Annotated in this window: 20 protein-coding genes and 3 pseudogenes; 6 read left to right on the forward strand and 17 right to left on the reverse strand. The window is 70.2% G+C overall.

From position 1 onward, the window contains the following. Nucleotides 1–2: 2 nt before the first annotated feature. From GA0074694_RS32765 to GA0074694_RS10395, 13 genes and pseudogenes are all read right to left on the reverse strand, one after another. Nucleotides 3–1,091: pseudogene (locus GA0074694_RS32765) on the reverse strand (M23 family metallopeptidase); the annotation flags it as partial. A 127-nt stretch (nt 1,092–1,218) separates the two neighbouring features. Beyond that, the gene (locus tag GA0074694_RS10340) at nt 1,219–1,632 is read right to left on the reverse strand and encodes a hypothetical protein (protein WP_091456134.1); all 414 of its coding nucleotides are present in this window, start codon (nt 1,630–1,632) and stop codon (nt 1,219–1,221) included. A 113-nt stretch (nt 1,633–1,745) separates the two neighbouring features. After that, nucleotides 1,746–2,786, reverse strand: coding sequence for a hypothetical protein (locus GA0074694_RS10345; RefSeq protein ID WP_091456136.1), 1,041 nt, complete (start codon nt 2,784–2,786; stop codon nt 1,746–1,748). A gap of 49 nt (nt 2,787–2,835) precedes the next feature. Next, nucleotides 2,836–3,252 (reverse strand): hypothetical protein, encoded by a 417-nt coding sequence (locus GA0074694_RS10350; protein ID WP_091456140.1) that lies wholly within the window; start codon nt 3,250–3,252, stop codon nt 2,836–2,838. A 202-nt stretch (nt 3,253–3,454) separates the two neighbouring features. After that, on the reverse strand, nt 3,455–4,048 hold the full coding sequence (locus tag GA0074694_RS10355) for a hypothetical protein (protein ID WP_245714630.1): 594 nt from the start codon (nt 4,046–4,048) through the stop codon (nt 3,455–3,457). 101 nt (nt 4,049–4,149) lie between these two features. Further along, nucleotides 4,150–4,827, reverse strand: a complete 678-nt coding sequence (locus GA0074694_RS10360; RefSeq protein WP_091456147.1) for a GGDEF domain-containing protein — start codon at nt 4,825–4,827, stop codon at nt 4,150–4,152. A gap of 91 nt (nt 4,828–4,918) precedes the next feature. Next, nucleotides 4,919–5,818 (reverse strand): hypothetical protein, encoded by a 900-nt coding sequence (locus tag GA0074694_RS10365; RefSeq protein WP_091456150.1) that lies wholly within the window; start codon nt 5,816–5,818, stop codon nt 4,919–4,921. Between the two features lie 121 nt (nt 5,819–5,939). Next, nucleotides 5,940–6,155: an Lsr2 dimerization domain-containing protein gene (locus GA0074694_RS10370; RefSeq protein WP_091456154.1), complete on the reverse strand. Its 216-nt coding sequence runs from the start codon at nt 6,153–6,155 to the stop codon at nt 5,940–5,942. 220 nt (nt 6,156–6,375) lie between these two features. Beyond that, nucleotides 6,376–6,717 carry a hypothetical protein gene (locus GA0074694_RS10375; RefSeq protein ID WP_091456158.1) on the reverse strand — a complete coding sequence of 114 codons (342 nt, stop codon included), beginning with the start codon at nt 6,715–6,717 and terminating at the stop codon, nt 6,376–6,378. Then, on the reverse strand, nt 6,714–7,841 hold the full coding sequence (locus GA0074694_RS10380) for a hypothetical protein (RefSeq protein ID WP_091456161.1): 1,128 nt from the start codon (nt 7,839–7,841) through the stop codon (nt 6,714–6,716). Before GA0074694_RS10380 ends, GA0074694_RS10375 begins: the two co-directional genes overlap by 4 nt. Nucleotides 7,842–8,276: 435 nt before the next feature. Beyond that, nucleotides 8,277–8,711 carry a hypothetical protein gene (locus tag GA0074694_RS10385; protein ID WP_091456166.1) on the reverse strand — a complete coding sequence of 145 codons (435 nt, stop codon included), beginning with the start codon at nt 8,709–8,711 and terminating at the stop codon, nt 8,277–8,279. Nucleotides 8,712–8,740: 29 nt separating this feature from the next. Continuing rightward, nucleotides 8,741–9,457 carry a hypothetical protein gene (locus tag GA0074694_RS10390; RefSeq protein WP_091456169.1) on the reverse strand — a complete coding sequence of 239 codons (717 nt, stop codon included), beginning with the start codon at nt 9,455–9,457 and terminating at the stop codon, nt 8,741–8,743. 430 nt (nt 9,458–9,887) lie between these two features. Continuing rightward, nucleotides 9,888–10,262, reverse strand: a pseudogene (locus GA0074694_RS10395) (replication-relaxation family protein); the annotation flags it as partial. 79 nt (nt 10,263–10,341) lie between these two features. Here GA0074694_RS10395 and istA point away from each other — a divergent pair. The 3 genes from istA to istB are packed head-to-tail and all read left to right on the forward strand — an operon-like array spanning nt 10,342 to nt 12,745. Beyond that, nucleotides 10,342–11,586 carry an IS21 family transposase gene (gene istA, locus GA0074694_RS10400; protein ID WP_091456172.1) on the forward strand — a complete coding sequence of 415 codons (1,245 nt, stop codon included), beginning with the start codon at nt 10,342–10,344 and terminating at the stop codon, nt 11,584–11,586. Further along, nucleotides 11,586–11,921 (forward strand): hypothetical protein, encoded by a 336-nt coding sequence (locus tag GA0074694_RS10405; RefSeq protein WP_091453986.1) that lies wholly within the window; start codon nt 11,586–11,588, stop codon nt 11,919–11,921. Before istA ends, GA0074694_RS10405 begins: the two co-directional genes overlap by 1 nt. Continuing rightward, nucleotides 11,921–12,745 carry an IS21-like element helper ATPase IstB gene (gene istB, locus GA0074694_RS10410; protein WP_091456176.1) on the forward strand — a complete coding sequence of 275 codons (825 nt, stop codon included), beginning with the start codon at nt 11,921–11,923 and terminating at the stop codon, nt 12,743–12,745. Before GA0074694_RS10405 ends, istB begins: the two co-directional genes overlap by 1 nt. Before the next feature lie 29 nt (nt 12,746–12,774). Here the strand turns inward: istB and GA0074694_RS10415 are convergent, their stop codons facing one another. The 4 genes from GA0074694_RS10415 to GA0074694_RS10430 all read right to left on the reverse strand — a co-directional run bounded on the left by GA0074694_RS10415 (nt 12,775) and on the right by GA0074694_RS10430 (nt 18,751). Further along, nucleotides 12,775–13,314, reverse strand: a complete 540-nt coding sequence (locus tag GA0074694_RS10415; protein WP_245714631.1) for a replication-relaxation family protein — start codon at nt 13,312–13,314, stop codon at nt 12,775–12,777. Nucleotides 13,315–13,521: 207 nt separating this feature from the next. Then, complete coding sequence (locus GA0074694_RS10420; RefSeq protein WP_245714632.1) at nt 13,522–15,924, reverse strand: ATP-binding protein; 2,403 nt, start codon at nt 15,922–15,924, stop codon at nt 13,522–13,524. A gap of 110 nt (nt 15,925–16,034) precedes the next feature. Continuing rightward, on the reverse strand, nt 16,035–17,822 hold the full coding sequence (locus GA0074694_RS10425) for a VirB4 family type IV secretion system protein (protein ID WP_091456179.1): 1,788 nt from the start codon (nt 17,820–17,822) through the stop codon (nt 16,035–16,037). Next, nucleotides 17,819–18,751 (reverse strand): PrgI family protein, encoded by a 933-nt coding sequence (locus GA0074694_RS10430; protein ID WP_091456183.1) that lies wholly within the window; start codon nt 18,749–18,751, stop codon nt 17,819–17,821. Before GA0074694_RS10430 ends, GA0074694_RS10425 begins: the two co-directional genes overlap by 4 nt. A gap of 360 nt (nt 18,752–19,111) precedes the next feature. Here GA0074694_RS10430 and GA0074694_RS10435 point away from each other — a divergent pair. The 3 genes and pseudogenes from GA0074694_RS10435 to GA0074694_RS10450 all read left to right on the forward strand — a co-directional run. Then, nucleotides 19,112–19,451, forward strand: a pseudogene (locus GA0074694_RS10435) (transposase); the annotation flags it as partial. Between the two features lie 378 nt (nt 19,452–19,829). Next, a complete protein-coding gene (locus GA0074694_RS30825; RefSeq protein WP_141714034.1) occupies nt 19,830–21,095 on the forward strand; it encodes a NucA/NucB deoxyribonuclease domain-containing protein in 1,266 nt (421 codons plus the stop codon). 78 nt (nt 21,096–21,173) lie between these two features. Then, complete coding sequence (locus GA0074694_RS10450) at nt 21,174–21,833, forward strand: DUF6461 domain-containing protein (protein ID WP_091456193.1); 660 nt, start codon at nt 21,174–21,176, stop codon at nt 21,831–21,833. The last annotated feature ends 152 nt before the right edge of the window (nt 21,834–21,985 follow it).

Below are 21,985 nucleotides of genomic sequence, written 5' to 3' on the forward strand. Positions count from 1 at the left end.
GGCTTGCCGAGCGGGGCGTTCTGGGCGGTCATGAACGGCACCGGGTCGATCGCGCTGTTCGCGCTGGCGTCGCCGTTCTGATGCACCTCGAAGTGCAGGTGCGGGCCGGAGCTGTGGCCGGTGGAGCCGACGACGCCGATCGGCTGGCCGACGGCGACCTGCTGCCCGACCGCCACCATGGGTGGCTTGTCCATGTGGCAGTAGCGGGTGAGCAGGCCACCGGCGTGGTCGATGTCGACGTACCAGCCACAGCCTCTGGTGAAGGTGGGATGGCCGTCGCGGTCGCAGCCCCACGGCGCGCCCGCGCTGGCGTAGGCGGCGTCGCAGCGGACGGTGCGGACGGTTCCGGTGGATGCGGCGCGGATGATCGTTCCCCGTGGGGCGCTCAGGTCGACGCCGTCGTGGCCAAGCCGGTCCGAGGTGCGGAACCCGGACCCGACGGGGGCGAGCACCGGCTGTGTCCATGGCCCGATGGCCCCACAGCTGCCCAGGCCGTCCGTGTGTAGGCCTGCGGCGTCGGCGATCGCGGTGACCAGCCGGGTGGCCGGTCCTTCCCACTTCGCGTACGCGTCGGGGTAGGCGGAGATCTGCACGGCCTGCGCCACCTCGGTCAGCGGCTTCGTCTGCCAGCCGCCAATCGTGATCAGTTCGCGGTAGAACTTCTCCGACGCGTAGGCGGGGTCTTGGAGTTGGGTCGGGGTGCCCCAGCCCTGGCTGGGGCGTTGCTGGAACAGCCCGACCGAGTCCCGGTCACCGCCGGCCAGGTTTCTCAGGGTGCTTTCCTGCATTGCTGTGGCGACCGCGATCACCCACCCGCGGCCTGGTACCCCGAGACGGGCGCCGGTGGTGACGATCGCGGCGGCGTTGCCGACCTGGTCGCTGTCCCAGTCACCGATCGCCGGCCATACGGTCGGCGGTGCGAACGGAGACGTCGGGGGCGACGCGGACGGCGGGGCAGCGGGCGGGGCGGCCATGGGTATGCAGCCGGCGTTGGCGCTGCCGCCGCCGAGGAATCCGCCGAGGCCGCCGGCGCAGAGGATGAACACGGCGACGAGCGCCACGACGAGTGCCACCAGTGATCGAAGCTTCATCCCGACTCCCTGCGGGCGAAACCGAGGTGGCAGGCCCGGGATGGCCGCGCGGCGTTGGCGCGGCCAGGCGTGACAAGTCGCTGGACGGGGCGGAACACCATGTTTTCCTCCTAGTCGGTGATGGCGGCTAGGCGAGCGGGTGGGCTCCAACGGGTTCACCGTCGCCGCTGTGCACCATCACGGTGTTGTCGGCGGGGTTGATCACGTAGATCCACGAGGCGGCGAGGTCGATGGCGCGGCTGAGCGGGAAGACCGTGGCCGGCTCCGGGTCGCTGTCGTCGAGCGTCATGCCGACACCGGCGACGGGGTGTTGGTCCGGGAACGAATGAGTGCCTTCAATGACGTCGGGTCCGAGGTACTCCCAGTCGTGGGCGAGGACCGCGTCGATGAGGGCTGTGGTGTCGCGGCGGGTGGTGTTGGCCCAGATGCCCCGCAGTTGCGGGATGAGCGATGCGGGGTAGCCGTCGAAGTGGACGTAGCGGGCGCGGACGATGGTCGGCTGGTCGGGGTCGGTCGCGCCGACGTAGCAGGGGGTTCCCACGGCTGGTGTCTCCCTTGGGGTTGGTTCGCGGTCGGGATGCGGGCACACCGACGACCGCGCGGTTGGGGTGACCGCGCGGTCGTCGGTGTGGCGGGTTGGGTTCAGATGTCGGGTCAGCGAGCGAGAACGGCGACCTTCTCGCCGTGCAGCAGCGGCGCGTTGTCGGGTCCCTTGATGTGGGCGTTGATCCAGATCCGGTACGCCTGCCCCTGTTTGTCGATCAGTCGGCGCCAGTGGCCGCGTACGACGAACCGGACCCGGTAGTGCCACTTCGGGTGCCCGTCGTCGGGTTCGGTCGGGGTGGAGGTGCGCCGCAGCATCACGACCCGGGTGTCGTGAACGATGGAGGCGCGTGCGGCGCGGCGGCGGGCGGGCCGGTCCAGTGGCGCGGGTGCGGCGACGGCGATGGGTTGGGCCTGTATGCGCCAGAACGCGTAGGCGATCGCGGCGCACGGGCGCGTGCGGGCGGTGGCGTCGGCGATGACGTACCGCCCGTCGGGTGCGGTCTCCCAGTCGCGGTCGGGCTCGTCGATGTCCGGTTGCTGCACGGCGGGTACCGGTGCGGCGATCGGCAGCACGTCCAGGTTCGTCATCACGTACGGGCCGAGCCGCGACAGCAGGGTCGGATCCTGCCGGGCGTAACGCTGGATGCGGGCGGCGTGGGGATCCTCGGGGTCGTCGCGGTCGGCCCATCCGCAGATCAGCCATGACCGGCCTATGGGGGCGGCGATGGTGGCCCAGGTGATCGCGGCGACGCCGCTGACCTGGCCGGACAGGGTGCGGTGGTAGATCGGTTCGGGCAGGAAGAGCACGCTGCCGTCGGTGGGGGCGGCGTCGGCGGTGAGCAGGTCGCCGGCGAGGTCGAGGGCTTCCGCCGCGGCGGCGACGATGGCGGTCATGGCGGGGGCGAGCACGTACGCCTCTCCCTGTGCCCACACCGCGCCGCTGGCGCGCTGGAGCACGTCGACGAGTTTCCGGTCCGGATGGGTCTCGTCGTCGTTGTCGGCCGGTGGAAGGCCCGCGAAGCGGGTCGCGACGAAGGCTCGGATGTACTCGCCGCCTGCGGTGCTGGCGCAGTACTCGTGCATGCGGGTCTTCATCTCGACGGCCGCCCGCGCGTACCCGGCGAGGGTGCTCTCGGTACGGAAGGTCATGTGTCCTCCTGATCAGAGTTGGGGTTGGTCGTTTCGGCTCGGTCTGGGGCTACGCGGCGTAGGCGGCGGTGAGGGTCGCGCCGGGGACGCGGCGCGGTAGTCGTTGCGGGATCCGCGATCGCAGGTGGGCGGCGGTGGCGGTGATGCCGGCGGTGAACCAGCCGACGAATCCGCCAGACTCGCGGACAGGTCGCTGCGGTGCTCGTCGCCGGTCGATAGCGGGCTGCTGCGGCAGGCGTGGTGGTTGCGGTACCGCGGCCCGCGCGAGCCGCATGGCCCGTTGTGCCAGCCTGGCGGCCATGCAGGGGCCGGTCTGGTCAGCGCACTGCAGGTTGACGCACCGGTCGTCGGGCCCGGGCTGGTGGGCGGTGAGGACGTCAACGGCCAGCCGCCACAGCAGGGGATCGGTGACGTTGTCAGGTACGAGCGCACGGTGGGATGGGCGGGTGCGGCTTCGGTCGAGCATGACGGATGACCTTCCGATGAGTTGGGTACAGCGGTCACCGCCGAGCGGGGCAGGTCGTGTTGTGCCTGATGAACGGCTCGCGCGATGACCATGACGATCGACGCTTATCTCTCGGTGAAGGTCAAGTCGTTCGCCTGGAGCGGTGCCGAGGAGCACGGGGAGCGACGCGACCGCGAGGCCGGCTTTCGCGTCTGGGCTGCCGTTAGCGGCTGCCAGGGTCCTGGCTGGATGGGCCGGGCCGGTTGGTCGCCTCGACGAGGCCCGCCAGCCCCGGTCGGGTAGCTGGCTCGTAGTCGCGTTCGGGCCGATCATTGACGACAACCACCGGGTGCGGTTCGCCCCGCGATCTCGTGATCCGGTAGCCGCGACCGTCGACATCGACCGCGTCGACCCGCCGGATCTCGTGCGGCTCGTCGGACTCGACGAGCACGTCCTCGTAACAGACGGCCCAGGCCAACAGCCGCAGTCCCGGCGTGGGATCGGCGACCAGGTCCCCGATCAGGCCGAGATCGACGCAGGCGGCCAGGGTGGGCCGCCCGACCGGCCGGTCGGCGCGAAGAGCGGCGGCGAGATCCCGCAGGAACTCCGGCAGTCCGGCGCGGTACCGGCCCACGCGTCGACCGTGCACCGGCAGCGGGGCGGCGCGCGCCTGGCGTCTCGTGCCGTGAGGTGCTGACGGTGAGGGCCGGTCCTGCACGAGCAGCAACAGTGGCGGGCGGCCCCAGCCGAGACCGTCGGCGCTGGCTTCGACGTTCAGGAGGAGTCCGGTCAGGGTGTGGACTGCGGCGAAGGACATCACGCTGTGTGGCTCCTTTGACTGGTGGAAGCCCCGCAGGCTGGTCGGCCTGCGGGGCTTCTGGCGTGGTGATGGTGTGGTGCTGGCGGTGTCTGGGCGTGCTATCGGAGGTCGCGGTAGCGGGTGACGGGGCCCGGGGGTGCGGGGTGGCTGGGGTCGTGGGCGTGGGCGCCGCCGCGTGTGTGTTTGACCAGGTACATGGCCTGGTCGGCTGCGTGCAGAAGGTCGCGGGGCAGCATGTCCGGTTCGGCGACGGCGTATCCGACGCTGGCGGTGACGGTCACCTGTTGGCCGGAGATGTCGTACGGGAGGTTCGAGACGCGTTGGTGGGCCGCGTCAGCGGCGGCTTTGACGTCGGCGTGGTTGCCGTGGACGACGAGGGCGAACTCGTCGCCGGACAGGTGTGCGGCCAACGCGACCGGTGTCCCGAGGGCACCCAGCCGGCGGCCGACGGCGTACAGCAGGTCGTTGCCGTGCTCGTGGCCGTAGGTGTCGTTGACGTGCTTGAACCGGTCGAGGTCGATGATGACGAGCCCGAGTGGTTCCCCGAGCAAGAAGGTGGCCTCGAGGTGGGTCCGCAGGGCCCGCCGGTTCGGCAGTTCGGTCGTGTCGCTGTGCGTGGCGAGGCGCAGCCAGTGGGACCGGTCACGCTCGCGGAAGGCCAGGGCCCGACGCTGCTGGTGAAGGGTCCGGCGCTGCCAGGCGAGCAGGGGTGCCGCGGCGGCGAGGCCGGCGAGGACTCCGCCGATCGCCGTGAGATAGGAATCCAGGTGGGACACTTGACGTCGCTCCTTGTGTGTGAAGGAGCACCGGGGTGGGCGTGGTTCCGCCAAGTTCGACGCCCGCCCCGGGCTACCAGGGTGGGTTGGGCTAGTCGGACTTCGGGGCGAGTTGGAAGGTCGCCGGCTTCTCGACGACCTGCACGACGTGGCTGTCGGCGACGAGCTTGTGCACGGCGTTGACGACCGCGCCCGCGCTGGCCTTGGCCGAGCCGCTGCCCTCGTTCGCCTTGTCGATGGCCTTGCACAACTGGCTGGTCTTGAACTGCTGGTCGGGATGGGCTTCGAACACGTCGAGGATCGCTCCGCGCAGCGTGCCCTTCGACCGCCGTGACCTCCCACCGGTTGATGGGTTCGCCGCCTCGGCCTGCCCGGTGGTCGCGGTGGAGGCGTCGGTGGTCGCCGGCTCCGGGCTGGGCGGGTCTTCCGACGCGTCGGCTGCCTCGGCAACCGCCGGGTCCTCGGCATCGGCGGTGGCGAGGACCGCCTCGCTCTCACCTTCGGCTTCGGACGCGGTCGGTCCGCTCGGGCTGCCGCCCGGACGCGGCGGGTCTGCTGAGGCCGGTTGGACGCTGGTTGGCTCGTCGTCCGGTTCGGCCGCGCCAGCGGCGCCGGTCTTCTGCGGCGGTGCCGGAGGCTCGTCCGGCTGTTCCGGCTCGTCCGCACCGTCCTCGGTCCGTGCTGGCCTGCTCGGCAGCTCGCCGTCGTCCCCGCCGTCGCCGTCGGCGTTGGTCGTGGTGGCCGGCGCGTCGTCGTGGTCGCTGGTTCCCGCCTTCGCGGCCTGTCGCCAGAGCGTGCGGCCGTCGTCGGCGCGGAACGTCTCGGCCTGACGAGCCTCTTCCAACAACCGAAGTCGTTTGGTGGCCGTCGAGTACCCCACACCGGCTCGTGCGGCGATCGCGGCGGCCGTTCCCTGGCCGAGTTCCGCCAGGGCGGCGGCGACCTTGTCGAGCGCGGTGGGCGCCGTGGTCTGCTCCGGGTTGTTGTCCATCTGTCCTCCCCTGTTCTGCTGTTCGATCTGCCTGGATATGGCGTGCACTGATGCACGCTTCGACGGCGCCTCGTGATCAAGTCGGATGACCGGATCTCGGGACGCCGTCGGAGCGGTCGTCTCAGTGGCGGGGGCTGCGCCGTCGGGCGGCGGTCCGCTTCGGGAGCCGCCGTCCGGCCGTGATGTAGGGGGCGAGCGCCTCCCGCATCCGGGCGAGGTTGTGCGGGGCCAGGTCGATCTCGTACTCGACACCTTCGAGGGCGAATCGATAGGTGCCGACGTTGTCCCGGCTGTGGTCCATGTCGTCCGTGACCAGCACGATTCTCTTAGTTGCCATGGTCTTTATTCCTTTCGTAGAGATACGGCGACGCCTCCGGGCCCGGTACGACGCCGCGCGGCGCGGCCGTACCCAAGGCGCGCTGATCGCGTGTGCTCGGCCCGGCGTCGGCCGGAGTTGGTGTGATGCGGGGTGTCGTGAGCGAGAGGGGACGCTCAGGGCGCCATCGGTCAACGCTGGGGCGCGGAGCGCCTTGGCGGTTACTTCTGCTCTGGGCCGCCTACTCGGCGCGGAGAATCGCGTCGGCCCGTTGGAAGAGCCGCTCGGCGAGGTTCTCCAGCGGTGTCGGGCTGGTGCTGCGGTATGGGGTGCCGGCGTGCCAGGTCGATGGTGGTTCGTTGGCGAGTTGGGTCCAGGTCATCGCGGGGGTGAAGACCTCGACGAGGGCGTAGCTCTGGTGTTGGTAGGCGTCGCGGTGGATCCGGACTCGCAGGAGATTGCCGTGGGTTCGGCGGATTTCGGTGAGGTCGTAGCCTTGCCGGTGCTCGCCGAAGGTGCGGTCGACCAGCGTCGTACCACGGTGAGTCGTCTTGACCTTGTCGTCCTGGCGGCCGCTGGTCACCGCTGCTCCTCGGGTAGGTCGAGGCCGGCGGCGTGGTACGAGGCGGCGGCGAGGTGCTGTGCGGCACGGCGGAGCGCTTCGCTCGCGTGGGCGAGCGTCTGGCGCAGCGCCGCCTTGTGGGTTTCGTCGAGGCCTGCGGTGTCGCTGTCCGTGGGGCGCTCGACGACGTGCCGCAGGGCGGTGTGGAACGTGTTCGTGAGGTAGGTCAGCGAGGTGGTCAGGTCGGCGAGGTCCTGCGGCGTCGGCAGGGCGACGGTCCTGGCCGGGCCGAGGCAGTTCGACAGGTAGGTGGTGAGGGTCCCGAGGAGCCTCGTGGCCGTCCGGGTCAGGTCTGGGCTGAAGCCGGCCTCGTCGCTGAACGCCGACCCGATCAGCTCGGCCAGGTGCGCGGGAGACAGGCTTGTCGGCTCCTGTAGTGCTTCGGGAGTCGTCGGCTCGGGATCCGTGTTCGAGGCGGTGGCGGGAAGCGCAGGGGATGCGTGCTCGTCCGCTCCGGCGCGAGCGGTCAGGGCGGCGACCTTGCGGGCGTGGGACCAGGCGCCGCCGGTTGCCTGCGCCGACTGGGCGGACCAGTCGGCGGCGTCGTAGAGCAGCGTCTGGACCTCGTCGGCCCCGTCGATGGCGTCGCCCCGGGATTCGCTGTGGTCGTCGAGTCCGGTGAACGGTGACTGGCGGGCCTGTTCGTGGATGTAGGTCCCGGTCTGTACGTGGATGCGGGCGAGCAGCCGTGTGGTGCGGTGCAGGTGCCCGACGAGGTGCGCGACGTCGGAGGGCGTGGGCAGGGCCGTCAGGGCGCTGAACGGGCCGGTGGCGGTGTGGAGCCAGCGGTGGAGGTGCTCGGCGGCGATGATGGCGCTGCCCAGACGGGCCGGATCGTGGGGGCCGTCGGTCGCGAACAGGACGTTCATCGCGTCGACCCAGGCGTTGGTCTCCGTGTCGAACGGAAGCCGGTCCTCGACGAACACCGGCTGGGAGTGGCGTCCGTCCTCGGTGGGGCAGATGGGCGTGTTGTCCGGCAGGTGCCACCACGTGGCTCCGCCGCCGCGGTAGGCGGTGGCCCAGCTCTGGAAGGGCTGGTCAACTACCGGTTCGTCGCAGAAGGGGCAGATCGGGAGTCGGATCATGGTGCTTCGTCCTTTCAGACAGAGGGATGACGGCGACCGGGATTGATCGCCGTGGGCTTTTTTCTGGTCGGGGGTGGGACCAGGTCAGTGACCGGTGATTGCGATGCCGTGCTGGTCTTGGAAGAGGGAAAGGGCGGCCGTGTCGCTGGCCGGTCGCGCGAACGGCGCGCCCCGGCCCTGGGGCGGCCGGCGGGTTCAGGTGAGGTGGGGTGCCTCGGGCACAAGCTCGTTGTCGACCGGTGCGCGGGGTGGCGGCGACGGGTGCTCGGCGAGGTCCGGGGCGGCGGCGGGCGTGAACCGGAAGACCGGGTTCATGGTGGTGGGGCGCCTCCTGCTGGGGAGGCGACGGGTGGGTTGGTGGAGCCGATCGGGCAGCAGCGCGTCCTTCGGGTACAAGGAGTGGCGGCTGCTGGCCCGATCGGTTCCGGGGAGGTGTCAGTGCGGGGCGTGGAAGCGTCCGCGGCCGACACCGGGGATGACGGTGTCGTCGACGTAGTCGACGACGAAGGTGCTCCAACCGGCGTCGACACCCCGCTGGATGAGGTGGAGCAGATTGCGCTCCGGATCCTGTAGCGGGATGTCGCCGAGACGGCCCGGGTACAGCCGTCGGTAGCGTTTGCCGGTCAGTTGTTCGGCGAGCACCGGTGTCTCCTGCCAGCCGAGAAGGCTGTAGGCGACGGGCCGTAGGCGGTGGCGCTCACTCGCGTGAGGGCTGTTGCTGCTCAGGTAGATGTGGTGGAACTCGTCGTGCAGCAGCCGCAGCGCCGGTGGTGCCGGTGGGGCTGCCTCGAGGCTGCCCATGCGCTGAGCACGGATGCATGCGTCGGCGAGGTGCTCGACCTCGTCGAGCAGGAACATGACGCGACCCATGAGGGGTCTCCTTCCTGTCCCGACTCGGGTTAGAGCGCGACCGCGAGCAGTCGCTGGTTGGGGTCGATGGCGGCGAACAGGCGGTTGGCCTGTTCGAGGTAGGTCACCCGGTCGGCCATGGCGTCGCTGGCCGGAGCCAGCTTGGCTCCCTCGACGGTGATCACCGCGTCGCCCGCGACCGCGGACAGCGCGCTGTAGTGCTGGTAGGCCATGAAACCGGCCTGGTACATCTCCAGCTCGTCGAGGGCGATCTGCCCGGCGCCGTACATGGCGGCGTTGTGCATCCGGATCGCGTTGACCCGGGGCTGGTTGTTGAAGGCCGCCACCGCGGCGTCGTACGGGTACTTGTCCGGGTCCGCCAGGTGGCGGGACTCGTAGACGTGCCACGGGGTGGCGTCGCGGGTGCCGTGCACGACCCGGCTGAACACCTGGTGGCGGATGCCCGCCCCCATGGCGGCGGCCTGGAGCATGCCGTCGAGGTCGAGCAGCCGTACCGGTCCGCCGGCGCAGTAGGCCGGGCGGCCCTTACGCAGGCTGATCATCTGCTGGTGGTGCCACAAGCGCAGGGACGTGCTGGCCCAGAAGCGGGGCGACAGGGTGCCCTGGACGCCGAAGTTGCGGTCGAGCTGGTGCGCGGTCAGTGCCTCGCGGGGCAGCTCGTCCGGGATGCAGAGGATCATGGTGCGGATCGTGGCCGTCGGCTTGACAGCCGGGGTGCGGGTGACCGTGCGGTGGTTTTTGCCCATGAATGTCCTCCTTGATGTGGGCGCGTCAGGGCGCGCGGGGATAGCCGGCCCACCGGTTGCGTGGGTCGGCTGAGGGAGAGGTGTGGTGCGGGTTGGTGGGGTGCGACCTCGGGGTCGCCGCGCGGCGCGGCGCCGACCGGCCCGGGCTGGGCGGGTGGGCGTGGCGCACCGGCAAGGTGCGGCGGTGGTTCCGAGGTGGGACCGAACCGGGGTGGAGATATATAGAGGTGCTGTTGGTGCCGTGAACGGTAGTGGCCTGTTCTGTCAGGCCGTTCCGGCGAGATGATCGCCGAAGAGTGGCATTGGCCTGCGCTGTGAGAGGTTCCGGCCCGCTGTGGGCCGGCGGCGGCGCGGTCGCTGTGAGACTCCGCGACCCTCACAGCCGACCGTGACCGGTGACAGACGCGGACGGTGGTCGACCTGGTGGTGTCTACAGGTGGTCGAAGCGCTGCGGGTTGGTGGCCGTGTCGGGGCCGTGGTCGGAGGGCAGCTCGTGCAGGTGCCGCCGGTGGGTGGGGTCCGAGACCAGCGTCCAGACCCTGCCGGCCGGGTCGGGGCCGTGGACGGCGGTGGCGATCGGGCTGGCGGTGCGCAGCCCGGCGAGCACGCGGAGCAGGCTGGCCTCGCGGCGGCGGCTGGGGACCCAGAACAGGACGGGGTAGGCGGGCCCGAAGGTGGTGAGGCGTTCGTAGCCGCGCAGCTTGGCCACGACACGGGCGAGGTTCTCGGTGTCGTTGTCGTGTTCCAGGAAGAACCCCGTCGAGGTGCCGCCGGTGGTCCAGATGCCGTGTCCGTCGGGGCGTGTCGACGACGCGTGAAAAATGACCCTGTGTCGACGGGTCAAAACTGACCCCCTTCAGTGATCTTGAGTTAAGACATGGAGGGTGATCAAAGTGGAGGATTGGGCGGAAATCCGCCGGCTCTACCTGGCCGAGCAGATGCCGATCAAGGCGATCGCACGCAGGCTCGGGCTGTCGCGTAACACGGTCCGTAGCGCGGTTCGGTCGGTGCAGCCGCCGAAGTACGTGCGGGCGGCGAAGGGCTCGATCGTGGACGCGGCCGAGCCGCGGATCCGGGCGTTGTTGAAGGAGTTTCCGGACATGCCGGCGACGGTGATCGCGGAGCGTATCGGTTGGACGCGGTCGTTGACGGTGCTCAAGGAACGGGTCCGTGAGTTGCGGCCGGTGTATGCGCCGGTTGATCCGGCTTCGCGCACTGTCTACGGGCCTGGCGAGCGGGCGCAGTGTGATCTGTGGTTCCCGCCGGCGCCGGTTCCGTTGGGGTTCGGGCAGGTGGCCACCCCGCCGGTGCTGGTGATGGTGTCGGGCTATTCCCGCTGGTTGTGCGCGACGACGATCCCGACGCGGTCCGCGGAGGATCTGGTCCTGGGGCAGTGGGCGGTGTTGGGTCAGCTGGGTGGGGTGCCGCGGGAGTTGGTGTGGGACAACGAGTCCGGGGTGGGCCGCTACGGTGGCGCGCAGCCCAAACTCACCGCGCAGTTCAGCGTGCTACGCGGGATGGTGGGCACCAGGGTGCGGATCCTGCGCCCGCGGGATCCGGAGTCCAAGGGCCTGGTCGAGCGTGCCAACGGCTATCTGGAGACCTCCTTCCTGCCCGGACGCCGGTTCGCCAGCGTGGCCGATTTCAACATCCAGTTGGCTGATTGGATCGCCCTGGCCAACACCCGGCCGAAGCGGGCACTCGATGCGGCGGCGCCGGCCGATCGGATCGGCGCGGACCGGGCCGCGATGGGCGCGTTGCCGCCGATCGAGGCCACGGCGATCGGCTGGCGGCACACGGTACGACTCGGACGTGACCACTACGTCCGGCTCGACAGCTGCGACTACTCGGTGCACCCGAACGCCGTGGGGCACCGGGTCGAGGTCACCGCCGATCTGCACACCGTGCGCGTCCTGCGCTCCGGTGTTCTGGTCGGCGAGCACGAGCGGTGCTGGGCCCGGCAGCAGACCATCACCGACCCCGAGCACACGAAGGCGGCCGCGGTGATGCGGCAGGCGTATCAAGACCGGCCCCGAGGCCGCGCCGCGGCCCAGGTCGCGTGTCGGGACCTGGCCGACTACGACCGGATCCTCGGCACCAGCGGCGACGACCTGGCGGAGGTGGCCTGATGACCCCCACCACCACGGCGGCGCAGGCGAGTGCGCTGACCGCCGCCGCGTCCTTGCTGGCCACCGCCGCGTTGATGGACGCCGTCGGCGCGCAACGCGTGTCGGTGACCGTGGCCGACATCGACATCGACATCCAGGTCCCGGCCCGCACCGGCACCGAAGCGGCCCGGGCGGCGGTCGTGGCCGCCTACGCCCACGCGTTGTCGACGCCGGTGCAGCGCCGCGCCGGCGGCCCGCACACGTGGATCGAGGCCCACGGCACCATCGCCGGCCACCCGGTCCACGTCTGGACCATCGCCGACGTCGAACCGGCCACGCGACAGGCGATGGCCTGATGCCCACCAAGACCACCACCCACCCCGGCCGCACCGGCACGCCGACCAGCCGGGACACCACCGCCGAGATCGCCTACCTGACCCGCGCGCTCAAGGCGCCGACCCTGCGTGACGCCGTCACCCGACTGGCCGACCGCGCCCGCACCGAGAACTGGACACACGAGGAATTCCTGGCCGCCTGCCTCCACCGTGAGGTCGCCGCCCGGGAGTCCCACGGCGGTGAGGGCCGCATCCGCGCCGCCCGCTTCCCCGCCCGGAAGGCCCTGGAAGAGTTCGACTTCGACCACCAGCGCTCGTTGAAACGCGACCTCCTCGCCCACTTGGGCACCCTCGACTTCGTCGCCGCCCGAGACAACGTGGTGTTCCTCGGCCCTCCCGGCACCGGCAAGACCCACCTCGCCACCGGCCTGGGCATCCGTGCCTGCCAAGCCGGCCACCGCGTCGCGTTCGCCACCGCCGCCGAATGGGTCGCCCGACTGGCTACCGCGCACAACGCCGGCCGACTACAGGACGAGATCACCAAACTCGGCCGCATCCCACTGATAATTATCGATGAGGTCGGCTACATCCCGTTCGAACCCGAAGCCGCGAACCTGTTCTTCCAACTCGTCTCCGCCCGCTACGAACGCGCCAGCCTCATCGTCACCTCGAACAAACCCTTCGGCCGCTGGGGCGAGGTCTTCGGCGACGACACCGTCGCCGCCGCCATGATCGACCGCCTCGTCCACCACGCCGAAGTCATCAGCCTGAAAGGAGACAGCTACCGCCTCAAAGACCGCGACCTCGGCCGCGTCCCCGCAGCCACCAACGACGACGACCGATGAACAACCAGGGGGTCAAATTTCGGCCGCCGCTAAAGGGTCAAATTTCGAATGTCGTTGACAGGGCGGATGCCGGCCTGGGCGTAGACGGTGGTGGCGTGCTGTTCGGACCACCAGCGGGACAGGCGGGCGTCAGCGGTGCGGCGGGCGGTGGCGATCAGGTCGGTGAAGAACTGGTTGACCCCGAGCAGGTGGTTGACCTGGCCGCTGGCGGCGATGCGTTTGGCGCGCTCAAGGGAGCTGCGCGGCGGCTTGCCGCCGAGGCCTGCCGGATCGTGGTAGGCGGTGGGGTGCAGTTGCAGTCCGACGGGGCCGAGGGTGTAGAGCAGGGAACCGTACCGGCCGGCGTGGCTGCTGCGGCCGAAGCGGTGCAGCACGTCGAGGCGGTGCAGGATCGTGAGCCGGCGCTGCGCGGTGCGGCGGCTGTCGAAGAAGGCGCTGGTGATCTGGTCGGTGGACAGCAGGTAGTGCTCGGCGAGCAGCGCCAGGAGGGCGCGGTCGCGGGGGACGACGCGACCGAAGACCGCGAGCGGATCCGGTTTGCTGGAGGCGGACGGAACACGGGAGTACACGGGTTGCTCCTAGGGAGGATGAGGGTTCCCTCCCGATCGGGAGGGTGTCTGGCGGGCGGGAGAGTGGTGCGGAGGGTCTGTCAGGGGGTGTGTGCGGCACTGACAGCCCAGGTCAGCACGGTGCGGCGGGTGTCCGGCGGTCTCCGGTGGCGATCCCGGTGACGATCCGGCAGACGATCCGGGCGACGCCATCGGCTGACGGACTGGTCAGGTGCGGTCGCGTTGCGGGCGGGTCGGCCGCTGGTCGGGCTTGCGGCTGAGTCGCTCGACGAGTTCGTCGACGGCGCTGGTGTCCTGGCTCGGTACCGCCGCCGCTGCCGCCTGCCGGATCGCGGTCGCCTCACCAACGGTCGGCTTCGGCGGCCGGGTCTTCATCGTGAACGCGGGCGTTTGGCGGCCGTTGACGACCAGACGCGCGGCGGCGGTGTATGCGTCGAGGTGGGCGAGGTCGTGCTCACCGAGTTCGGGCAGGGTGTGCCGGGAAAGCACCCTCGCGTCCTCGGGCGCGCAGGTGAAGTAGACCTTGTTGCGGGCGTTGGCGGAGGTGGCGGCGAGCAGGTCGCGGGGGAACTGGGCCAGGTCCTGGTGGGCGAGGACGAGCGAGAGCCGGTACTTGCGGGCCTCGGCGAGCATCGTGTCCAGCGAGTTGGCCAGGGTCAGGAAGTTCTGGGCCTCGTCGATGATGAGGGTGGCGTCACGGCGCCGGTCGGGTTCGATGCCGGCGCGGGCGGTGGCGGCCTGCCACACCTGGGCGAGGACGAGGGATCCGAGTAGCCGGCTGGTGTCCTCGCCGAGCACGCCCTTGGGGATCCGCACGAGCAGCACCCCGCCGTCCAGCACGCGGCCTATGTCGAAGCTCGACTTCGGATACCGCATCGTCCGCTTGACGAAGTCGCGTAGCAGGAAGGCCCTCAGCCGGGCGAGGACCGGTCCGATGACCTGCGACCGCAGGCTGTCGTTGAGGCCGTCGTACCACTGCCAGAAGCCGCTCAACCCCGCCGGGTCGTCCAGGTCCACCGTCATCGCGGACCGGAACTGGGAGCTGTTGAGCAGCGGCGGGATGTGCTGCAGGGTCACGTTGTGGTGGCGCAGCAGGGTCAGGCAGGCGACCCGCATGACGTCGTCCATGCGCGGACCCCACGCCTTGGCGAAGATGGTCCCGAAGATCGACACGAGGTTGTCGACCACCAGGTCGGGATCGTCGCCCTCGAGCGGATTCAACGTCGGCGGGTTGGGCTGGTCGGGGTCGAAGATCACGACACGGTCGGCGACGGTGGCGGGGAGCCGGTCGAGGATGTCCAGGACGAGATCGCCGTGCGGGTCGATGACGACGGTGCCCCGACCGGCCTTGATGTCGTCGACGGCCATGTTGACCAGCAACGTTGTCTTCCCGCTGCCGGTCGAGCCGATCACGTGCAGGTGATACCTCGCGTCGGTCACCGACAGCCCGACGCTGTGGCCACCGATCTCGGCGTCGCCGAGCATCTTCACCCCACGCCCACCGCCGGGGATGGCGACCGGAGCCGGCATGGACGCGGCCCGCGCCCGGTCCAGGCCCGGCACGGCGAGATCCTGGGGGAGGGCGGCCAGTGCCGCGAGTTCCGGGGTGGAGGTGAGGAAGCCGGGGCCGAGCCGGCGGGCGGCGAGGACGGCTACCGGCGCGGGCATCCGGGCCCGGTGGGTGAGCCGGTTGCGGCCGGTGTGGACGGCGAAGGCCGCGGCGATGGTGTCGGCGACGCCCCGAAGCCGGCCACGCGGATCGGCCCCAGGTCGCCTGCTCGTGGTGGCGACCCCGTAGCGGATGCCGGTCTGCCACAGCGGGTGCGTCGTCTTGTCCAGGATCGCCCGCACGTCCCGCTCGACGGTGGGATCCCGCCGGGAGGCAGGGACTGCGGAGCGACCGGTGCCGCCGCCGGGCAGGAACGCCTCCACCAGCCACAACAGCGGCGCGGCCGGGTTGACCGCCGGTACGGCGGTCTTGCCGGCCCGCAGCCGTCCGGCGGCGCGGCGGGCGCGTGCCGCCCGCCGTGGGCTGGCTGGGCGGGCGAGGACCTGCACGCAGGCGTACTCGCCCGGTTTGAGCTGGGAGCCCGCGGACATGAGCGGGCGCAGCGGATCCGTGTCGTGGTCGGTGCCCAGCGGCAGCCACTCGGCGTGGACGGGCAGGAGATGCCCACCGGCGGCCGGGCGCGCGTCCAGGGGGATCGGCGGGCCGGGGTTGTCTTCGGTGATGGTGGCCGAGCCGGGCCACGCGGCACGCACCGCCGCCTCGACCGCCCCGGGTGGCACGGTGCCGGGCACCCAGATCGAGATGAGCAGCTGCCGGCCGGACCACGTGTACTGCCACACGACGTGCGGGGCGCCGTAGAGCAGCCGACGGCGCCGCGACGGGGTCAGCACGCCGGCCAGGTTCGCCCACAACGCCGCCGCGCTGTGCGGGTCGACCTCGGGCGGCGGCGCGATCGTCACGAGCCGTGCGCCGTGGGCATGGTGGCGGTGCCGCCACACCTCCACCAGGTTGTGGGCGGCGATCCACACCGCCAGGACGCTGGCGGCGACAGCGGCCAGCCACGGCCGCTGCGCGGCCCACACGGCAGCCTCGATCAGCATGCCGCCGGGGCCGGTAGGGGGTGGAATGGCATCGGCGCCCGGCCCGGAGGTGGGGCTGGGCGCCGACGTCGGCGATGCGAGCGCTGGTATCAGCGCTCCGAGCGGTGGTGTCACAGGTCGTCCTCCTCGTCGAGGTCGGCCAGCTCAGCCGGGGATGTGGTGCACAGCGCGTGCTCCGCCTGCGAGGAAATCGCCTCGAAGCTGGTGCGGCTCACCCCGGAGATCAACAGGCCCTGGCCTCGGCGGGCCGACAGCAGCAAGCGCCGCTCGCCGCCGGTGAGCCCGAACGCCTCCCCGACGGCGTCGATGGCCTGCGGCGCCTGCCGCAGCAGGATCTGTGTGGAGGCGTTGGACACGACGGCCTGCCCGAGGTCGGTGCCCAGCACATCAGCGGCGTCCTGGGTGACCACGGTCAGCCCGGCATTGCGCTTACGAGCAGCCTTGCTCATCCGGAACAGGAAGCGGGCGCCCTCGCCATCGCGCATCAGCAGCCAGGCCTCGTCGACCACGACGAGCCGCCGCTGTGACGGCCGGGTGGGGGCATCGACGGTGCGCCAGATCGAGTCCAGCGCGAGCAGGGTGCCGACGGTGCGCAGCTCGTCGGGCAGGTGACGCAGCGACCACACCACGAGGTGCCCGACCGGCGCCTGGGTGGTCGGCCCGTCGAACAGGTCGGCGAAACTGCCATCCACCCAGGGGGCGAGCCGGGCGGCCAGGGTCACCGCCGCCGGGTCGTCGTCGCCGCGCAGCGCGGCGGCCAGGTCGCGCAGCAGCGGGGCCGGCCGGTGATGGGTGGCCGGATCCGTCGTGATGCCGGCCTGCCGGTAGACGGCGAGGATGGCCCGGTCGAGCGCGGCCCGTTCCGCCGGTGGCGGCTGCTGCCCGAGCAGCACGCTGATGAGCGTGTGGAGGAACAGGCCGCGGCGGGTCAGCGTGTCAGGCCGGCGGTCACCTGTGGGCAGGTCCAGGGGATTGATCTTCACACCGGGTACGCCGAGGCGGACGATGCTGCCGCCGACCGCGTCGGCGAGCCGCGTGTACTCGTCCTCGGGGTCCACCACCGCGACCTGCACATCCTGGTAGAGGCTGCGCAGGATCTCCAGCTTCACGAAGTACGACTTCCCCGCCCCGGAGCGGGCGAGGACGATCGAGTTGTGGTTCTCCTGCGCCCACCGGTCCCACCACACGATCCCCGAACTGGCGGGGTTGACGCCGTAGAGGACGCCACCGGTGGCCGGCGGATCCCCGGGCAGCGGGGCGGGCAGGTCGGGACTGGCCAGGGGAAAGGCGGCGGCGAGGGCCTGGGTGTCCATCGTGCGTAGCATCCGCAGTCCGTCCCAGGCGAGAGGCAGGGTGGTGGTCCAGCCGGGAAGCTGCCGCCACGTCGCCGGCTGCACCTCGAGCAGGGTCGAGGCGGCGGCGGCCCTCACCTGAGCGCACGCCTCGGTCAGTTCGGTTTCGCTGCGGGCGTGCACGGTCAGGTACAGGCCGACCCGGAACAGCTTCGCGGCACCGCGGGCGAGTCGTTCGGCCAGATCACCGGCGTCGTGCGCGGCGGCGTCGACGTAGGGGTCGGGCAGTTTGCCGCGTTCGGCGTCGGCGCGCCGGGACGACTCCAGGCGGGCGCGTTGCGTGCGGAGCCGGGACGCGGCGATCGGCGCGGGCAGCGGCTCGATGTGCATCGCGAGGTCGAGGCGACCCGGCCAGCTGAGCAGGGGCTCGAGCCAGGCGGGTCCGACCTCGGCCGGGTAGCCGGTCACCACCAGGGTGGCGGCGTACCCGTCGCCGACGCGCAGCCAGCGGGACGTGACCTCGACCGTGGCCGGCGCGACCGCCGCCGCCAGCGAATCCAGCTGTAGCTGCCGGCCGCCGCCAACGGACCGTCGTTTCCTGATCATGACGTCTTCCTCTTCTTCTGGGTGTGGGGTGGTGCGGCTGCGGTGATGACGGCGTCGGGCGCGGCCAGGCCGCCGGGGCGCGGCGGCCGGTAGGGGTCGGCCGCGCAGGTGAGGGCGGCGGTGACCGCCGGCCCGTCGAGCACGCGCGGGGTGACGCCGATGCCGGACAGCGCGCGGACGGTGTCGTCGGCGCGGCGCCGCGCGGCGTGATGGCCGCGCTCGCCGGCGGCGGTGCGGGTGACGACGAGAACCTGCCGACGCAGCGGGTCCCGGCGGACGGCGAGGTCGGCGAGGAAGTCGGCGTGGTCGGCGCACGCCGCGGCCAGCCGCGGATGCGGCTGGCCGCCTGCGGCGGCGGCGAGGGAGCGGCTGTGGGAGGCCAGGTCGACCGGCTGCGCGGAGACGACGATCTGGGTGGGGGTCGACAGGCTGTTGAGCCACCGCCCCCACCCGTCGATCAGCGCCGCCTGCTCGTCAGGGGTACGCAGCGCCAGGTTCACCGTGGTGGTGCCGACAATCGCCGCCCGTCCCCCGTCGAGACGGATTTCCCCGTCGTCGTCGATGGCGTCAGCGGGCAGCCGCAACGGCGCCGGCATCGGCATCCGACCGCTGGCGGGTGCCTCGATCCAGTCCGGCAGTCCGGCGCCGCCGGCCGGGGCGGCGGCCGACAGGGACCGGGGTGCGCGGGTGTGGCGGATCGCGTGGAGCAGCCACACGTCCATGGACAGCCCGTCGCGGCGACCGAGCGCCAGGCCGATGACCAGCCCACCGAGCACCACACCGACACCGATGAGAACCGGCGCCGGTACGACGCCGTGCAGGGTCCGCCAGATGCCGTAGAAGATCAGGGCTCCGGCGGCGACGATCGCCAGCTGGTGGAACGTCAGGCCGTAGGCGACTTTGTCGGGGGCGTCGACGTCGGCGGGCATCCGTGCCCTGGTCGACGCCCTGTCGGTTTCGGATGGGGTCATCTATTGCCTTCCGTGGAAACTCCCGCCTTGAGGCGGGGGAGGAAACGGTTCGCCTGCGGAGCAGGACGGGAAAGGCCGATTCGCCGCCGAGGCAAACCGGCGTCGAATGTCTGCGGTGCGTGACTGAACATGGGGCTGATCTCCGTGGCCTGGCCGGTGATAACCAAGCTGTTCGGGCCTACCGCCGGGCGGGAAGTGACGTCTGTGGAGACTGTGTAAGACCGATGGGCGGTACACCTTTCCCTCGCCGGTACTCCGGGGTCGGCTGTGGTCGGTGACGCAGAAAGCTCAACCCGCGAGCGTTGAATTCCCCTGCTTCAGTGGGCGTGTCTGCCGCACGATCTGGCCCCCGAAGTCCGTCGCCTACTGCTACTTCGCCTTGTGGCGTGACGACCGCACCGACCAGACGATCCATGATCTGCTGCGCTGCCAGGCGAAGGAGAGTGCCGAGCCGACTGCGGACCCGAGCGCGGTCGTGTTGGGCGCCCAGTCGATCCGCGCGGCGAACCACGTCCTGGGCGCTACGAGCGGCAAGGACGCTGGCAAGAAGGTACCGGGCCGCAAACAGGGCCTGGCCATTGACACCCTCGGTCTGATCATCGCCGTCGTGGTGACCGCAACGTCGGTCACCGACAACACGATCGGTACACAACTGCTCGGTTGTGGGGTGGACGCATCCACCGCGCGGCGGGGCGGCAAGGCCGCCCCCTGAGTGGCGGAGCGTAGATCATTGGTGGCAACGACGCTGGAGACGAAGCGCGGCTGCCGACATGGTGTGCGACCACAGCCTCAACAGTCAATTGCGCTCCGTTATGGTTCAGCTACCACCCGGTGAAAATGATCACTGCTGGCACGGGTTTCAATACGGGTCTAGGTCAACTTGAATGTTCCAAGTGAGGAGCGATCGGGCTTCGAAGCTGGTCGGGGAGACGTGACCCGACACGCGGCGCAGGGTTGGGCCGCCCCGTTGTGATTGTCGAGAGGATGATTCTTGCGTAGACCAAAGGTTATCGCTGGGCTGGTCGGACTGGTTGCCGTGCTGGCCGTCCTGCCTGTCCACCCCGCTTCGGCTGATGTCGGTTCCCCTGCCTTCGGCAAATTCCTGGGCACCTTCACCCCAGAGGAGCTCAGCCAACAGAGCAGAGCAACCCTCTCCGAAGCCGACATCGCCGCAACGACAACTTGCGTTGACACCGCTGCCGGATCCAAAGAGCGGCGTCAGGGAGCAGTACGGGCCTGTACGCAGATGTCGTCCCAGATCAGCACCGGCATTGTGTCCGGTGCACCCGGCGGCACGGCGCAAGCGATCGCCGCCGACGTATGCAGTATCACCAACCCCGCGTCTTGGTGGTATCAGCGATTCGGATCATGTTTCAAGGACCTGGTCGCCACGTACACTCTCGTCAATAGCAATGGCGCCACGACCGGTACCGCCACCATGACCGTAACTGGCAGCATGACGCTGAATCCCACCAGTTCCACCTGGAGCGAGCTGCTCACCGTCAAGGTGACGAACACGACGGGCTCGATCACGTCCCTCGACATCTCGATGGACGCAGGATGCGACGCCCCGTGTGCCATGTCCACGCCCTCGCCGTGGGCCGGTCCGCGAACTCTCGCAATGAATCAGTCAGCATCCGGCACGGTCACGTACACCGATTCGCCGGCGTCCGGCGCCCAGGACCGCTTCTCGACCAAATACCACATGTACGTAGTCGCGACCGGAGCCATCCCAACCCAGCCGAACTACAACTGGACGAACCCTCGGCAGATTCGCTGCGACCGAGCCGTCGGCTCCTCCGCAGGCTGCGTCTACCCCGACATCAAAGCCCAACTCGTTCTGCCGCTGAGCCAGTATGGCGCGGCTGCTGCGACATATGGTTGGGCCCAGAATAATCTCATCGATCACTGGGGTGCGGCAGACAGTCCCCTGCACAGGATCGCGAGCGAGGCGACCGCGGATGCCAACCGGAACGCGACCTGCTACACCCCGCTCGATCCGTTCATTCCGTTCGGCGACAGCGTCGTGGTGGACGACTCCTGCGACGAATTCCCGTTCGCCAGAACATTGGAGGGTGGCACGACCGGCTCTATGTGCGCCGACGTCGTGCCGCTGCTGCAGAACGGTGTGTGGACCTTCTACCAGGCGAACAACGCCAAGCCGGTCACGTTCAACGAACCCTGCATCCGCGGCCACGTTCCCGAGCTGGAGAATAAGGCGGCGGGTGGAAAGCTCGGCAGCTTCGCGCAGACCGACCGGGTGATGGACCTGGAAGGATACACGGTCCTGATCACGCAGTAGCGACAGATTGACGGCACCATCGTGGGCCGCGCGCCGGGTACCATCCGGAGCGCGGCCCCGCTTCCGAAGGAGGACATAATGAACGCTGATCTTGGGCCTTGGAAGTGGGTTGATCTCGGCTTCACTGTCACCTTCAGCCTCGACCTGGTTCCCGAGGACGTCCTCGCCGGCTATGGGGCGGATCCTGCCAGGGCGGAGCTGCTCACCCGGCAGGAGGCGTGGGACAAGTACCCGCCTAATCACGGCGGCACCCAGCTGCGTACCGGCACACTGAACGGCTGGGGGTTTTGTTTTGAGGAGATTGGCTATCAGGGCATCCGACCCGAGGTTCTCACTATGCTGTCGGCCCGCACCGAGGTCTTCTCGTTCTTCAAGATGTCGGGAAAGAGCACACTACAGTATTTCCGGAATGGGCTGCGCATCGAGTCTTTCGAACCTGGCTTCGCCTACTCGGTCCGAGGCCAGCAACCCCACGCGCTCTGGACCAGAACCGAACAATTGGCCCGCAACAAGTCCCTGCCCCCGAACCGGGCCGCGCTTGAGGCCATTGAGGAGCGAATCGGTGCACGGTTAGGCCAGGATCTGCTGGAAGGGGTGCTACTTACCGCCTACCTCACCGATCCCAGACCCTCAGCTCCGATCCCCACGCCGCAGCGAAATCCACCAGGGCGCTTCCTTGGATCATTCGACCCCACGACTCTCGACCCGCCCCGCCCTCCCGGCGCCGGCGAACCCTGAGGTCGTGGGGCAGTACCGCCTGTGGCTGCCTGAGTCGTGTCTTGCCGCCCCGGTGATCCTGATGCGACCAGGAGCCTGCGCCGTGCCATTTGACGGAACGGTATCGCCACCAACGGAACGACGGATAGCCGGCTTGAGAAGCGAGCCGCCAG

This window comes from Micromonospora inyonensis, from assembly GCF_900091415.1.
Taxonomy (GTDB): Bacteria; Actinomycetota; Actinomycetes; order Mycobacteriales; family Micromonosporaceae; genus Micromonospora; species Micromonospora inyonensis.